General features: G+C 49.7%; 16 protein-coding genes. 9 read left to right on the top strand and 7 right to left on the bottom strand.

Annotation, left to right across the window (positions count from 1 at the left end; translation table 11 throughout):
* The 3 genes from L0156_26415 to L0156_26405 all read right to left on the bottom strand — a co-directional run.
* On the bottom strand, window positions 1-236 hold a 236-nt coding region (locus L0156_26415; GenBank protein MCI0606534.1), incomplete at its 3' end, for a PIN domain-containing protein.
* A 76-nt stretch (window positions 237-312) separates the two neighbouring features.
* Window positions 313-1,074, bottom strand: a complete 762-nt coding sequence (locus L0156_26410; protein MCI0606533.1) for an alpha/beta hydrolase — start codon at window positions 1,072-1,074, stop codon at window positions 313-315.
* Window positions 1,075-1,147: 73 nt separating this feature from the next.
* Window positions 1,148-1,765, bottom strand: coding sequence for a hypothetical protein (locus L0156_26405; protein ID MCI0606532.1), 618 nt, complete (start codon window positions 1,763-1,765; stop codon window positions 1,148-1,150).
* 165 nt (window positions 1,766-1,930) lie between these two features.
* Between L0156_26405 and L0156_26400 the strand changes: the two genes are divergently transcribed.
* The 3 genes from L0156_26400 to L0156_26390 are packed head-to-tail and all read left to right on the top strand — an operon-like array spanning window position 1,931 to window position 6,137.
* Window positions 1,931-4,345 (top strand): ABC transporter permease, encoded by a 2,415-nt coding sequence (locus L0156_26400; protein ID MCI0606531.1) that lies wholly within the window; start codon window positions 1,931-1,933, stop codon window positions 4,343-4,345.
* Window positions 4,342-4,881, top strand: a complete 540-nt coding sequence (locus L0156_26395; GenBank protein ID MCI0606530.1) for a hypothetical protein — start codon at window positions 4,342-4,344, stop codon at window positions 4,879-4,881. The genes L0156_26400 and L0156_26395 overlap by 4 nt, the downstream gene beginning before the upstream one ends.
* Window positions 4,878-6,137 (top strand): MFS transporter, encoded by a 1,260-nt coding sequence (locus L0156_26390; protein MCI0606529.1) that lies wholly within the window; start codon window positions 4,878-4,880, stop codon window positions 6,135-6,137. The genes L0156_26395 and L0156_26390 overlap by 4 nt, the downstream gene beginning before the upstream one ends.
* Here L0156_26390 and L0156_26385 read toward each other — a convergent pair.
* From L0156_26385 to rlmN, 3 genes are all read right to left on the bottom strand, one after another.
* Entirely contained in the window at window positions 6,134-6,310 is a 177-nt protein-coding gene (locus L0156_26385) for a hypothetical protein (GenBank protein ID MCI0606528.1), read from the bottom strand. The two genes, L0156_26390 and L0156_26385, sit on opposite strands and share 4 nt — an antisense overlap.
* A 9-nt stretch (window positions 6,311-6,319) precedes the next feature.
* The gene (locus L0156_26380) at window positions 6,320-6,889 is read right to left on the bottom strand and encodes an NAD(P)H-dependent oxidoreductase (protein ID MCI0606527.1); all 570 of its coding nucleotides are present in this window, start codon (window positions 6,887-6,889) and stop codon (window positions 6,320-6,322) included.
* Window positions 6,890-7,010: 121 nt separating this feature from the next.
* Window positions 7,011-8,051: a 23S rRNA (adenine(2503)-C(2))-methyltransferase RlmN gene (rlmN, locus tag L0156_26375; protein ID MCI0606526.1), complete on the bottom strand. Its 1,041-nt coding sequence runs from the start codon at window positions 8,049-8,051 to the stop codon at window positions 7,011-7,013.
* 18 nt (window positions 8,052-8,069) lie between these two features.
* Here rlmN and L0156_26370 point away from each other — a divergent pair, with 18 nt between their 5' ends.
* Entirely contained in the window at window positions 8,070-8,465 is a 396-nt protein-coding gene (locus L0156_26370) for a DUF3052 domain-containing protein (GenBank protein MCI0606525.1), read from the top strand.
* A gap of 79 nt (window positions 8,466-8,544) precedes the next feature.
* Here the strand turns inward: L0156_26370 and L0156_26365 are convergent, their stop codons facing one another.
* Entirely contained in the window at window positions 8,545-9,633 is a 1,089-nt protein-coding gene (locus L0156_26365; GenBank protein ID MCI0606524.1) for a hypothetical protein, read from the bottom strand.
* 109 nt (window positions 9,634-9,742) lie between these two features.
* Between L0156_26365 and L0156_26360 the strand changes: the two genes are divergently transcribed.
* The 5 genes from L0156_26360 to L0156_26340 form a co-directional block, all read left to right on the top strand.
* Complete coding sequence (locus L0156_26360) at window positions 9,743-10,555, top strand: aquaporin (protein MCI0606523.1); 813 nt, start codon at window positions 9,743-9,745, stop codon at window positions 10,553-10,555.
* A 124-nt stretch (window positions 10,556-10,679) separates the two neighbouring features.
* On the top strand, window positions 10,680-11,528 hold the full coding sequence (locus tag L0156_26355) for a DM13 domain-containing protein (GenBank protein ID MCI0606522.1): 849 nt from the start codon (window positions 10,680-10,682) through the stop codon (window positions 11,526-11,528).
* Window positions 11,529-11,582: 54 nt separating this feature from the next.
* Window positions 11,583-14,207: a glucosidase gene (locus L0156_26350; GenBank protein ID MCI0606521.1), complete on the top strand. Its 2,625-nt coding sequence runs from the start codon at window positions 11,583-11,585 to the stop codon at window positions 14,205-14,207.
* A gap of 42 nt (window positions 14,208-14,249) precedes the next feature.
* Window positions 14,250-14,702, top strand: coding sequence for a YHS domain protein (locus L0156_26345; protein ID MCI0606520.1), 453 nt, complete (start codon window positions 14,250-14,252; stop codon window positions 14,700-14,702).
* Between the two features lie 2 nt (window positions 14,703-14,704).
* On the top strand, window positions 14,705-15,192 hold a 488-nt coding region (locus tag L0156_26340; GenBank protein ID MCI0606519.1), incomplete at its 3' end, for an alcohol dehydrogenase catalytic domain-containing protein.

Genomic DNA, 15,192 nt, shown 5'->3' with positions numbered 1-15,192 from the left:
TTTAACGGTTCAAACTCAGGATCCTTGTGAACCAGAGTTAAGCCTAGCAATTTTGCTGTTGCTGCTATCCAGGCGTCTGCTACGGATATCCGAAAGCGGCCTTTGAAATCTCCTGCCGTCACTACGAGATCATCGTTTAATGGTAAGGCTTTTACCGGCAGTGATTGCACCAACGCGAGTATTTGGCGTGCTTCTTCTTCGCCAAGCTCACGGAAGGTAATGTAATAGATCTCCATCAGAGACATATTCGAGAGGAACAGGGATACTTGTTCCAAGGCCGGTATTCGTAATGGTCCAAAATGTGATAATCAGCTAATTGAACCGCTCGATGTAACTCACTATTTGTTCCAACGTTTGCTGAGGTTTTTCGCGGTGTGGACTGTGTCCGCATTCCGGAATTATGCAGATCTCTACCGGACCGCCACATCCTTTCTTGATTGCTTCGACCTGCTGGATCGTCCCGAAGCGGTCCTCTTCACCTTGAATCACTAGAGCCGGAATTTTGATTTCAGGCAAGAAAGTCTCAATATTCCAGAAAGCAAACTCAGGCCGGAGCCAGACATCGCTCCAGCCGAGAAACGTTTCATCCACGCGGCCGTGATGTTTTGCAAAACGGCGTTTCAAATCACCGCGCAGGTATTGTTCTTTTGCTGCACTGATACTTTGAATGGTTGTTTCTTCCACAAACACATGCGGCGACTCCAGCACCAGAGCGCGCACAGGCACAACCGGAGTTGCAGAATAGATCAGAGCGATCGAGCCGCCATCGCTGTGTCCCACAAGTATGACCTCGCGTTCCTGCATTTTTTGCAAGAATTCAGGAAGGACACGGATCGCTTCTTCATGCATGAAATCAACTGAACGGGGAAGGTCCGCAGGGTCTGAGTTTCCATAGCCGGCCCTGCTGTAAGCCAGCGCAGAACATCCGGTCCTGCGCGCCACCTGCTCCGGAAAATCACGCCACATTGAAAGCGAACCGAGTCCTTCATGCAAGAAGACCAGTGTGGGTTTGCTTACCGGGTTGACCCAACGTTCGTACTCGAGCTGTTTTCCTGCCACATCGATGAATGGCACGGTTCAATGAAACCACAGATAAACACAGATGAACACAGATTTTCTAAACAGAAGATAACGAAGGGAACAAAGATCAGTACATTGAATTCAATTCGATGAAGGCGAGGGTAGAATCAAAGGCAGCGAGATCTTCAAGATGAACTGCTTCCTCCGTGCGGACCAGGCAGCTCCGGAGCTTCGGATTCACGCGAACAACAATGCCGCCAAGAAAGGAACCTCCCGGTACGACTGATTCTGGAAGCATACCCCGAAAACCAATGATCATCTCAGCGCGAGCAGGAGAACGATTCTGCCTAACGGGAAGGTCTTTTGCTGCTGATTCCATTTTCTGAAAAGCCTGAACAACTTTGATTATCTTGAATTGTGGCAAAGCCCGTTTCGCTGCCTTTCTTTCGTAAGAGAAACCCCTCATCCATAGCGCCAACCAGTTGATTGCCAGAGCTTCCGCATTTCCAATAGAGTCATCTCCCCAACCAACCATGAACAAATCAAACGGGCATACGCCTAGCTTCTCACCGCAAGACTTGCAAATCTGCATTGACATGCTGCTCGTGTATCCGCGACACCTTTTGCAAGAGCCCACAGCTGCAACACCGTGATGACTTCCCAAAAGACAGATGGTCCGCCGAAAATCTTGTAATTCCTTATCCTGAAGATCATCCGCCTTTTCCATCCACTCTTCCACATCCATAAGTTAGATACAGCATTCCTACAATGAGTTGACTTTGTCAACTCATTCTTTTACCAGGAGGGGGCGGGCCTTTACATTTGTTTTTTCGTCCGTTCGGCACCGATTCTGTGCTGTCTGCACCTTAAATATGGAGCGGCATCTTAAATTGCATTAAGCTGAACGGTAATGCAGAATTTCACAAGTGAGCTGAGAAATTCGATCCGAACCGTGCGAAAGCGTCCTGGTTTTACCGCGATCATCATTTTGATTCTGGCACTCGGAACCGGCGCGAATACGGCGATTTTCAGCATTGTTCACGCTGTGTTGATTCAGCCTCTCCCGTTTCCGGAATTCAACAAGCTCGTACGTTTGTGGGAAATCGACCGAACGGCGCGCGCTGATTTGAAAATGACATCGGTTTCGAACTTGATCGACTGGCGTGAGCGGAACCGGACACTCGAAGGAATCGCCGCATGGACAAGACCCTCTTCGATGACTTTAACAAGTCAGGTTCCCGCAAAAGAAATCGATGCGGTCTCTGTGACGGCAAATTTTTTCTCAGTATTAAAGACGGATGCGTCACTGGGAAGAACGTTTTTAGATGAGGAGGAAAAAACAACCAGCAACGTCGCTGTACTCAGTCATGGTTTCTGGCAATCACATTTCGCATCCAGCCGCGCTGCCGTGGGTAGCTTGATACAACTGGATGAGGAGAAGTATCGCATTGTCGGAGTGATGCCCGAGCATTTCAGGAGTCCCTCAGGTGATGCGGAAATCTGGATTCCGTTGTTGTTGCGCGCGAATGAAATCGATCGTGGCCAGAATTATCTTCAAGTTCTCGCGCGTTTAAAACAGGGAGTCACGGATGAACAGGCCCGGACGGATCTCGATTCGATCGCTGCGAAATTGGAGAAAGAGTATCCATCCTCGAACGCCAGAGAGGGGATTGCATTAATTCCAATGCAACAACACCTGACCTCCTCACTTCGAACTCCATTGATGATTCTTTCCATTGCGGTGACGTTGGTGCTCCTTATTTCCTGCTCAAACATATCGAATCTCATGATGATTCGCGCATTTGACCGCAAGCGTGAATTCACACTTCGGATGTTGTTGGGAGCATCAAAGTGGCGCCTTTTCCGCCAGCTACTCACGGAAAATCTGGTTTTGTTCATTGCCGGTGGCGCCGCAGGATTTTTGTTCGCCCAATGGCTGGTGAGCATGTTCCTGTATCTGGAACCGCAAATTCTTCCCGGCTTAATCACGGTTCAAGTCGAGAATGAAAGTTTGGTCTACACGCTGGTGATCACAACTCTGGCCGGATTGCTATTCGGCATGTCGCCGGCGATCCACTTTCAGGATCGCGAAATCGGTGCCGCGCTGAGAGAAGGAAGAAGTGCCGTTGCCGGCGGTCTGGGCGCAATGATCCGGAAAATTCTTGTCATTATTCAGATTGCTTTCTCTTTTGTGCTTGTTGTATCTGCAGCTTTATTGGTCCAGAGTTTTATTCGCATGAGTAGTGTCCAACCCGGCTTTCTAGCAAACGATATTGTGGTGATTCAACAGGCGCTCGACGGTCCGAAGTACACGGATCCTGCCAAAAAATCGGACTACTATCAAAATTTGATTGCCGGACTAAAAGAGATTCCCGGGGTTAGAAATGCCGCTGCGGGGACTGTGATTCCGATGGGAAAATTCGGTATCGATTTCGAAGTTCCGTATCACAGGGAAGACCGTCCGCAGAGGGAACCCTCTCTTTCTCCACATGCTTCTTTTCGTTCGGTGACTCCCGGATATTTTGAAACTTTACAAATCGCACTGCTGCAAGGACGTCCTTTTTCTTCAGACGATGATGAATCGCGGCCTTTTGCGGTTATTGTAAACGAGAAACTTGCCAGGCAGGCGTGGCCCGGAGAAAATGCGGTCGGAAAGCGTTTACGATTTTTCTGGGCCGATTGGCAAACGTATCAAGTAGTCGGCGTTGTCGCCACCACACATTCCTATGGACTGCTGTCCGATGCAGTCCCTGAACTGTATGTTCCGGACGCCCAGATTCCGTACAGTGTCATGAATGTTGTTGTGCGGTTCAATCAAATCCATGTGGATTCCGCGTCGCAAATCAGAGACGCCTTCTTGAAAATAGATCCGCTTCAACCTGCCCAGGACATAACCACGTTAAAACAGCTAAGTGATGAATCAACCGGTCGCGAACGATTTGTTGCTTCCTTGGTAGGCTCCTTTGCATTCCTTGGATTCATTTTGGCTTTAGCAGGAGTTTATGGAATGCTTTCCTTTGACACTGTTCGCAGAACACGCGAAATCGGTTTGCGCATGGCACTCGGCGCAACCCGCGGCGAAATTCGCATCTGGATATTGAAGAAAGGATCGAGTCTGGTCCTTTTTGGAATTGCAATAGGCCTTTGCTGTGCGTGGGTTGCTTCTACTTTGCTCCAGAAATTTTTGTTTGGTGTGCAGGGGAATGATCCGGTGACCCTTTTGAGCGCGTCATTGAGCCTCTTTTTTGCTGCCATCATCGCCTGTATGATTCCTGCGGAGAGAGCGGCTTCACTCGATCCGAATCTGGCTTTGCATTACGAATGATTCTTATGCCCGTTGGTGAATTACTGACACGCGCAACCGTATGGCTGTCGCTTGCCGGATACGCATCCGGGCTGGTGCTCTTCCTTTTTGCGCGGGGAAGGCGGAGCTGGGATGCAACGGCAAGAATTTTTTGGACCGTCGCGTGCGCCGGACTTCTGGCGCACATCATTTGCGCGTATCACTTTTTTCACAACTGGAGTCATGAATCGGCTTATCTGGAAACAGCGCGGCAGACGTCCGAAGTTTACGGGCTCTACTGGGGTGGTGGGTTGTACATCAACTTTATCTTGATGATCGGCTGGATCGCAGATGTGATCTGGTGGTGGCGCGGAATCGAAAAATACCGGAATCGGCCGCCGATCGTTTCGATCGCATGGCATGCGTTTCTCTATTTTATTTTCTTTAACGCAACGGTCGTCTTTGAAGGCGGACTTCTGCGCTGGGCCGCCCTATTATTTACAGCTGCAGTGGCTCCTCTTTTTGTTTACAGGGTAGTCAGAAATTCCCTGAAGAGATCAGTGGTATCTAAAACATGAAATCAATCGCCGTTGATTCAATCCATCCTGGGCGATCCTCGTTCTACTATGGCTGGATCAATCTGGTCGTTGCCGCGTTTGCGATGGTCGGCACCTTGCCTGGCCGCACGCAGGGGCTCGGGTTGATTACGGAGCCTTTGCTGAAAGACTTGCAGCTCGATCGTGTTGTATTTGCTCAAATGAATCTCTGGGCAACCCTTCTGGGATCGCTTTTCGCGATTGGCATCGGCCGTTTCATCGATCGTTTCGGCAGCAGGACGATTCTTACCCTTGTATCTCTGGTTCTTGGAATTGTGGTGTTGGCGATGAGTGGAGTGCAGGGAATCCTTCTGATGACAGTTCTGATTGCGCTGACGAGGGGCTTCGGACAAAGCGCCCTTTCGGTTGTAAGTATTACGATTGTTGGACAGTGGTTTGTTCGCAGATTAAGTCTGGCAATGGCGGTGTACACGATACTTTTGAGTGTCGGGTTTATGATTGCATTCCCGGTTGTGGGTTCCGTGGTGCTCAGGGACGGCTGGCGTCATGCATGGAGTCTCGTTGGGTACGCGCTCCTTCTCGTCCTTGCGCCGGCGGCATGGTTGTTTGTGCGTCGTTCGCCGGAGGCATATGGCCTGGTCAATGACCGGGAAATGCAGCGGGAATCGGATTCCATTGAACCGCAGAAGAGTTTCACTTTGCGTGAGGCGCTTTCCACGCCTGCATTCTGGATCTTTGCGGCTTCCAGTTCGATCTATGGACTGATCGCTTCCGGGATCGCGCTCTTTAATGAATCCATTCTTGCGGAGCGTGGTTTCGATGCCTCCACATACCATCGCACTCTCGTGATTACCGCGTTGACCGCGCTGATTGGAAATTTTCTTGGCGGATGGCTCACAGAAAAATGGAAGATCAACCGGCTGATGGCCACAGCAATGGCCCTTCTGGCCGCTTCGCTTCTTGTGCTTCCGCATGTGCAAACGCAAACGCACGTAGTTTTGTACGCTCTGATCATGGGTCTGGCAGGCGGTTTTGTGATCGTAATCTTTTTCTCTTTCTGGAGCCGCGTTTACGGAAGAGCTCATCTCGGGATAATTCAAGGTTCAGCGCAAACGATGACCGTTCTTGCGTCCGCTGTGGGTCCGATCATTCTTGCACAATGCCTGGCGATTACCGGTTCCTACGCCGCAATTTTTTACTTGCTCGCAGTTGTCGTGATCGTGCTTGGTTTCTCAGCCTGGTTCGTTCGGCTTCCCAAAACCAACCCTATCTCTTAGTCCGCCTTTTTTAAACTAGTTTTTCCGCACTCGGGGCACGTGTGGGCTTCTTCCACCACGCCGCCAAAAGCAGGATCGATCGCTTTCGGATCCTGAACGCTGTAATCGATTTTTTCAGCGTGGTAGTTCATTTCTACATCGCAGTCAGGACAAATCATTTTCTTTTTACTCATAGATGATCCCTATTCGAGTGAAACGTTTTCTCGGCCATAACGAAGGACTTTTGACATCCAGATTAGCTCCTTGATGAATTTTTCCAGACGCCGCACGTAAGCTTGATCCTGCAGTTTTCCGGTAGAATCAAACGCATTCTGCACGCTTGAAAAATTTCCATCCCAGAAAATTGTCACGAGCCCAAGTTCACGGAGGACCGGCAGCATGTTTTGAATCACTCGCGTTCCGCCGAACGGACCAGCAGATACTCCGACGATTCCTGCAGCTTTGTGAATGTACTCCTTCAAATTGCTATCCAGAACGTGCTTTAACATGCCCGGGTAGCCGTGATTGTATTCCGGAGCAACGATGATGAAACCATCTGCCCGGTTGGCAATGTCGGAAAACCCTGGATCTTTTATGGCTTCGCCTGCGTCGTTGTTCGGCAAAGGTAGCTCGCGAATATCGACGAGCTGGGTGGTTACACCTTCACGTTTTGAAATCTCTGCCAAAACAAATCGCGCGACATGTTCGCTCATGCGGCCCTGACGCGTTGTTCCAAGGATGACTGGAATAAACAAGCTGCGATTTTCAGCCATTCTTCCTCCAGATGATAATTATATGGTAATAGGTCGGAGTTGCGTGCTTTTCCTGACATCAGTGTAGCGCGGATGTCTCGTCTGCGCAGTTCCGCAGGCGGGACGCCCGCGCTACATTGATTTATGTAAGGCTCAGCGGAATCCATTTGGGGTCTATGTAGTGCGTGCCTAATTGGCCGCACGCGGCGCTGATGTCCGGACCCCGGCTCCGCCGGATAGCTACTGTACGGCCGGCGCGCACCAGAACGGATGCAAAGCGGTCGATTGTTTGTTCCTCAGGCCGCTCATAAGGAAGGTGGGGATCAGGATTGAGGGGAATCAAATTGATTTTGCTCTTTATCGCTCTCGTAATCTCCACGAGTTGCTGTGCATGTTCGGGAGAATCATTAACACCTTTTAGCAAAACGTACTCAAACGTGATTCTTTGGCGATGTTTCAAAGGCAACTCTTGCAAAGTCTTCATCAGTTTTTCAATCGGATAGATTCTATTTATGGGCATCAAATCGTTTCGTAATTTGTTGCTCGGCGCGTTTAAAGAAACGGCGATATTCGGAATTACAGGCTCTGATTTCAACCGGAGGAGTGAGGGAATGAATCCAACCGTGGAGACTGTGATGCGCCGGGGTGAAATGGCGAGTCCGCGCGGATGCGTCATGATGCGGAATGCTTTCATGACGTTGTCATAGTTGTGCATCGGTTCTCCCATGCCCATAAAGACAATATTGAGTCTCAGCGGCCTCCCGTGAGTTTTAATTGCAAGCAAAACCTGTCCCACAATCTCTCCCGCAGTAAGATGCCGGCGCAAATTCATGCGCGCAGTGACACAGAATTTGCAGCCAAAAGAACAACCCGCCTGGCTGGAAATGCAGAGAGTTTCGCGTCCCTCTTCCGGCATGTGAACAGACTCAATTATTTCTGTTCCGGCTCGCAGCGCATATTTGGACGTCCCATCGCTGCTGTGCTGCACTTCCACAACTTCAGGAAGAGTGGCTGTAAAGTTTGCAGCTAATTGGTCGCGGAGCTCGCGGGGAAGATTGGTCATCGCAGAAAAATCCTGCACTCCGCGATGGTAGAGCCATTCAAAAACTTGCATCGAGCGGTATTCGGGACCACCGATCAACGCTGCAATTTCTTTGGGTTCTAAGCCAAGCAATTCGACCATGAAAGTATAATAGAGACTATGGCCGGATATTCAAAACGTTCGTTGCCGGAAAAACTTGGAATCAAGGAAGGAGCCGAAATCGGCATCGTGAATGCTCCTCCCGATTACGATCAGACGTTAACCCCACTGCCTGAAGGCGTTTTACGTGCAAAGAAACTCAGGGCGGGCATGGCATTCATTCATTTTTTCACGAAGGAGCGAAGTGAGCTCTCGAAGAGATTTCCGGAGCTGAAAAATTACCTGGCTCCCAAGGGAATTTTGTGGATCTCCTGGCCAAAAGGATCCTCAAAAGTGAAAACCGATCTGAACGAAAATATTGTCCGCGATATTGGTGTTGCAAACGGCATGGTAGATATTAAAGTCTGTGCCGTTGATGAAATCTGGTCCGGACTCCGTTTCGCTTTCCGCCGCTAACAGAGCGCATTCTCATTTCCTAATCTCAAATCCCGTCGCCTCCGACAGCAAACTCAGAAGATGCTCTGCTATGAACTCACTACCTTGCCCCGTAAACATTTAGGACAAGATCCTCGCGCACACGTTCTTCCTGTTCCACTCCTTCCTCCTCATCCGCTTCTTCTAAATACGTGCGCAAAAGCACCAGATTGTAACTCGGTGCACTTGCTTTTGTCTTGTGTGTAGTTTGCATAGCCAGCATGCCCGTGTCGCTTGTAAGTTCTCCTTCACCAAATTGAAATTTTGCAAACCGAGGATCTTTGGCGAAAATACGGCGAATGAGAGAACCGACAGGGCCACTCCATTTCACGCGTAGTTTTCCGCGTGATGCTTCCACTGTTCGGCGATTGAGCGCAGCCAGTCCGATGAAAGCAAACGTTATGGCAAAAAACAAGCTGAGCACTCCGGCGTCCGATCCGTTGGTAAACAGACGAAATGAAAGCCCTACCAATCCAACTGCAATGATTCCCGCGATCACCGAGCACCCGATTGTGGAAAGGCCGGAAGAGGAAATTCGCAAAGATCCATCGGTTCGCTGTTCAACGATGTACGTTCCAATCCGTTCGCGTGTATTTGCAGTGACCGCCGGCAAATCGACGGGGGTCTTATAACGTTGTTTCAAGATATCCAGCAGCCAGCGCCGATCATCAATCGTGCCGCCATCGGTAAGCAGTTGTGCGCCTGTTTTCGTCTCTGCTTCGAGAGCTCCATCCGCTGAGCGCAGACGGAGCGCCATTGGCTGGTACGAATGCAAAACGATCTCGCGCGTTAAAAGTTTGCGACGCTGCACAATAAGGGCTTCTGAGCGCAAAAGAAACCGCTCGCGATAATAGAAGACTTTGGCAATCTCATAAAGTCCACCCAGTCCCCACCATCCCAGGAATCCACACCATGCGAGCATTGCTGCGAATGTGGCGCGGCCGGATAGATGGAAACGTTCCAGGTGTCGCGCGGCGCCTGTGATTTCCCCGCGTTCGAAATAAGCCTGTATTGCAGGAGCGCTCCAGTACAGAAGGATGCAAACACCAATTACCCAGATCGATTGGATGATTACCTGTCCCCATCGAAGCTGCCGAAAAATGATTTGCTCCCCCTCCGGCGTATATTGGATCTTCCGCATGTCAGGCATATGGAGGTTATAGCACGTTTGGATGTGGTGCGGGCGACTCGCCCGCAAAGCTAGTCACCCGCACCACATCCCCCTGTAAGAATTCTGACCCCATCGCGACCAAACCATCATGGACGAACCCTTAGCCGAAACCTTCAAACGCCACTGGCCTGAGTACTTAATCGAAGCCTGGGGACTTGGCACCTTCATGATTTCTGCATGCTTCTTCACAGCGCTTCTTGAGCATCCCGGGTCCACTGTTCGTCACTGGATTCCTGACCAATTCATTCGCCGTGTCTTGACCGGAATCGCCATGGGTTTAACAGCTATTTTCATCATCTCTTCGCCCTGGGGAAAACGATCGGGCGGCCATTTGAACCCGGCTCTGACCTGGACCTTCTTCCGTTTGAAAAAAATCTCCTTCGGAGATGCATTCTTTTATTCCGCCGCACAGTTTCTTGGAGGAGTTCTGGGTGTCCTTCTTTGCGCTTTGTTCATCCGCGCATATCTGGAGCATCCGGCCGTTCATTATGCAGTGACTGTCCCGGGACCTGCGGGTGTAGCCATCGCATTTCTGGCGGAGGCGGCGATTTCATTTGTCCTGATGTTTACGGTCCTGATTGTTTCCAATCATTCAAAACTCAGCAGATATACGGTGTTTTTCGCAGGAGCATTGATTGCGCTTTACATCACATTTGAAGCGCCCTTTTCCGGAATGAGTATGAATCCCGCGCGATCTGTCGGTTCTGCATTCTTCGCGAATGATTGGAGATCCATCTGGATTTATTTTGCCGGGCCGTTGTTGGGAATGTTACTTGCTGCGGAAACCTATGTGCGCACGAAAGGCCTGCATCAAGTGTTTTGCGCGAAACTGCATCATCACAACGGCCAACGGTGCATTTTCCACTGCAATTTTGGAATGTTGATAAAGCAATCAAATTGAAGGAGAAAATTTTATGTTGAGTAAAACGTTCATCTTGACTCACACTGTTAAAGACAACTTCACCTATCCACAGGTGAACCAGGTTCTAAAAATAATGCTCTCTCATCAATAAGGAGGAATTACAATGAAGAAAGCAATCATCATTTTTGCAGTAGTCATCGCCGCAGTGGGCTGGTATCTTTTTCGCCCGGAACGATTGTTTATCAAGACTCAGGTAAACGAAACATTCCCTGTGGTAAACGCAGCAGGCTCTCAACAACCGGTTCTGCTGGCTCGAGGCAATTTCCACAGCGGGGCACATGAGACGAAGGGCGTGGCTGCCATTTACGAATTGCCGGACGGAAAGCGCGTCCTGCGTCTTTCACAATTCGAAACCTCGAACGGACCTGACGTCAATATTTACATGGTTTCAGCAGCCGATGTAATGGACAACGATACTGTAAAGAATGCAGGTTTCGTCTCGCTTGGCTCAATCAAAGGGACGACAGGTGATCAGAACTACGATTTGCCGGCAGGTCTGGATCTCAATCAGTACCGCTCGGTGACCGTTTGGTGCAAACGATTTAGTGTCAATTTCGGAACTGCCCCGCTCGTGATGCAAAATGACATGTCCGCTTCAAATCAACCGATAGCGCTGAGGCAAGGTTCCTTCCACTCTGTTGCACATGAAACGAAAGGGACTGCGGCCATCTATCAGTTGCCCGATGGCAAGCGCGTTCTCCGTTTTACGAACTTTGAAACTTCGAACGGTCCGGATGTTAACATTTATCTTGTAGCCGCTCCAGATGCTGCAGATAACGATACCGTGAAGAATGCAGGTTTCGTCTCGCTGGGACCAATCAAAGGAACGACTGGTGATCAGAATTATGAGCTGCCAACAGATCTCGATCTGGACAAATATCGTGCGGTTACGGTTTGGTGCAAACGATTCAGTGTCAATTTTGGCACCGCCGCGCTTGCCGAAAAGAGTTAGATTTATTGTAAAGGCGGGCCTCAGTGCCCGCCAATTGTTTTGGGAGTTGATGGCATGACAAACGAAGAAAAACGACTACAGGAAGCAAATGAGCGAAAAAAACACTGGAAACGGTGGGGTCCTTATCTCAGCGAGCGCCAGTGGGGAACTGTTCGCGAAGACTACAGCATGTACGGAAACGCCTGGGAATTTTTTCCGCACGATCATGCGCGATCCAGAGCCTACCGGTGGGGCGAAGATGGATTGGCGGGAATCTCCGATCGGCATCAATTGATCTGTTTTTCACTTGCGCTCTGGAATGGACGCGATCCAATTCTGAAAGAACGATTGTTCGGACTGGCAGGCAATGAAGGGAATCACGGAGAAGATGTCAAAGAATACTATTTCTATGTTGACTCCACGCCCACGCATTCTTACATGAAGCATTTATACAAATATGCGCAGGCGGCTTACCCTTATCAGCAACTCATCGATGAAAACCGACGTCGCGGACGTGGAGGTCGTGAGTTTGAGCTGATCGATAGCGGTATTTTCAATGAAGACCGCTACTTTGATGTTGTAACGGAGTATGCGAAAGCATCTTCGGAAGACATTCTGATTCAAATTACCGCGACCAATCGCGGTCCGGATCCTGCCGAGCTCCACTTACTTCCGACCATCTGGTTCCGCAATACATGGTCCTGGGGTGTTAGCCAGAATAAACCTGAGCTGCGGAAAGTGAAATCCGGCATCGAAGTGAATCATGAAAAGTATGGAAAGCGGTATCTCTACACTGAAGGATCTCCGGAGCTCCTGTTCACGGAAAACGAAACAAATGCGAAGCGTCTATTCGGAAGTGACAATGGCTTGCGGTATTTCAAAGATGGAATCGATGAGTACATTGTTCACGGAGACAAGGAAGCGATCAATCCTGAGCAAAAAGGAACGAAGGCATCTGCCCATTATTTATTGCTGTTGCAGCCAGGTGAAACAGCAACAATCCGTCTTCGTCTGGCTGATCAGGACCTGGCGCAGCCTTTCGGACAGAATTTCACCAAAACTTTTTCTGCTCGCATTCAGGAAGCAGATGAATTCTACGCCAAAGTAATTCCTGACCATCTTTCGGACGATGCAAAGAGTGTAATGCGGCAGGCATTCGCAGGCATGCTGTGGAGCAAACAGTTCTACGGATACGAAATTGATCGATGGCTGAACGGCGATCCCGGACAACCGGCTCCTCCGCGCGAACGTCTGAACGGTCGAAACAAGGAGTGGACGCACCTTTACAACGATGACGTGATTTCCATGCCTGATAAATGGGAGTATCCGTGGTACGCTGCCTGGGACCTTGCTTTTCATTGCATCCCGCTGGCTCTGGTGGATTCCGATTTCGCAAAAGAGCAGCTCGTTCTATTCACGCGCGAATGGTACATGCATCCCAACGGCCAGCTTCCAGCGTACGAGTGGGCTTTCGGCGATGTGAACCCGCCTGTTCACGCTTGGGCTGCATGGCGAGTCTACAAAATTGAACAGAAGAGACGCGGAGAAGGAGATAGGATTTTCCTGAAGCGCATCTTCCAAAAACTGATGCTCAATTTCACGTGGTGGGTGAATCGCAAAGATGCGGACGGCCGCAACATTTTTCAGGGCGGCTTCCTCGGTCTGGATAACATCGGCGTGTTTGACCGCAGCGCTCCTCTCCCTACCGGAGGCCACATCGCTCAGTCGGATGGCACCAGCTGGATGGGTATGTACTGCTTGAACATGCTTGCCATGGCGCTGGAGCTGGCAAAGGATGATCCCTCCTACGAAGATGTTGCCAGCAAGTTCTGGGAACACTTTGTTTATATTGCGCGCGCGATGAATTATCGCGGCGGCGATGAAGTTTCGTTGTGGAATGAAGAAGATGGTTTCTTTTATGATGTCCTGCATCTTCCTGATGGAGGTTTCTTTCCGATGAAAGTGCGCTCCATGGTTGGATTAATTCCGCTCTTCGCGGTCGAAACTCTGGAGCCGGAATCGCTGGATCAATTGCCGGGATTCAAGAAGCGCTTGGAGTGGTTCATCGATCACAGAAGCGACCTCACGAAAAATCTTGCGTGCATGAGAACTCAAGGGATGAAGGAGCGCAGGCTTCTTTCAATCGTGTGGCCGGAACGATTGCGCCGTGTCCTGAAAGTAATGCTGGATGAAAATGAATTCCTCTCACCTTATGGAATTCGCGCGTTATCGCGTTTCCACAAGGATCAACCTTACACATTACGTGTGAACGGAACGGAACATCGTGTCGATTATGAGCCGGCGGAATCCAGCACCGGTTTATTCGGGGGGAACTCCAACTGGCGGGGTCCGATCTGGTATCCCGTAAACTTCCTCCTGATCGAATCGCTGCAAAGATTTCATCACTACCTTGGCGACGATTTCAAAGTGGAATGCCCCACGGGCTCAGGTCAAATGATGAATTTGTGGGAAGTCGCCGCCGAAATATCGAAAAGACTTACGCGAGTATTTTTGCATGATGACAAAGGCCGCAGGCCTGTTTTCGGTGAAACGGAAATCTTTCAGCAGAATGAAGACTGGAGTAAATACATCCCTTTCCACGAGTACTTTCATGCTGATACCGGTGCGGGCATCGGAGCAAGCCACCAGACCGGCTGGACAGGGCTTGTAGCAAAGCTCTTGCAACAAAGCGGGGAATAGTAAGGTATCAACTCTGAATTACGACTAATCAAGCGAGGTTTCATGAAAAGAATTTCAATTTGTGTGTTTCTTCTCATCATCAGCGTGCTGTCATTTGCCGATCAGGCGACGCAGCTTGTAAACGCAAAGGACAGGATTGCTGTTCGAGGCTACGATGTCGTTGCTTATTTCAAGGACGCGAAAGCAACGAAAGGGGACAAGCAAATCCAGCATAAGTGGAATGGAGCAACGTGGTATTTCGCAAACGAAAGCAACCGGGACCTGTTTGCAAAAGATCCGCAGAAATATGCGCCACAATTCGGTGGTTATTGCGCTTATGCAGCCAGCAAAAATTACATCTACGATGCTGATCCGGAATTCTGGAAGATTGTTGACGGTAAATTGTACTTGAACTACAACGGGGACGCAAAAAAAATCTGGGAGCAGGACATTCCGGGCAATATTAAAAAAGGTAACGAAAACTGGCCTGATCTTATGAAGAAGGAGAGAAAATAATCATGAAAGGGATCGCGGTGTTTCCAGGAAAACCGAACAGCGTCCATCTCGCTGAATTGCCCAAACCTTCAGTGAATGAGATTCCTGATGGAAGAGGGGTACTTGTAAAAGTTTTGCGCGTCGGCGTGGATGGCACGGACAAAGAGATTAACGCTGCTGAATATGGTCAGGCTCCGGAAGGTTACAACTTTCTGGTGGTTGGCCATGAGTCATTTGGTCAGGTAGAAATGGTCGGTTCGAACGTTACGGAGTTTCAGCCCGGCGACTATGTCGTCGCAACAGTGCGCAGGCCTGGCCACAGTCTGTATGACCGAATCGGCACCTATGATATGACCACAGACGATACGTACTATGAGCGTGGTATCAATCTGCGTCATGGTTATCTGACCGAATATTATGTGGACGATCCCGAATACCTGGTGAAAATTCCGCAAGGTTTGAAAAAGGTCGCAGTTTTGCTGGAGCCAACAACGGTTGTTGAAAAAGGAAT

The sequence above is a fragment of the bacterium genome (assembly GCA_022616075.1).
Taxonomy (GTDB): Bacteria; Acidobacteriota; HRBIN11; order JAKEFK01; family JAKEFK01; genus JAKEFK01.
The sequence above is the reverse complement of the archived record's forward strand: the minus strand, read 5'-3'. Positions and strand labels throughout refer to the sequence as shown.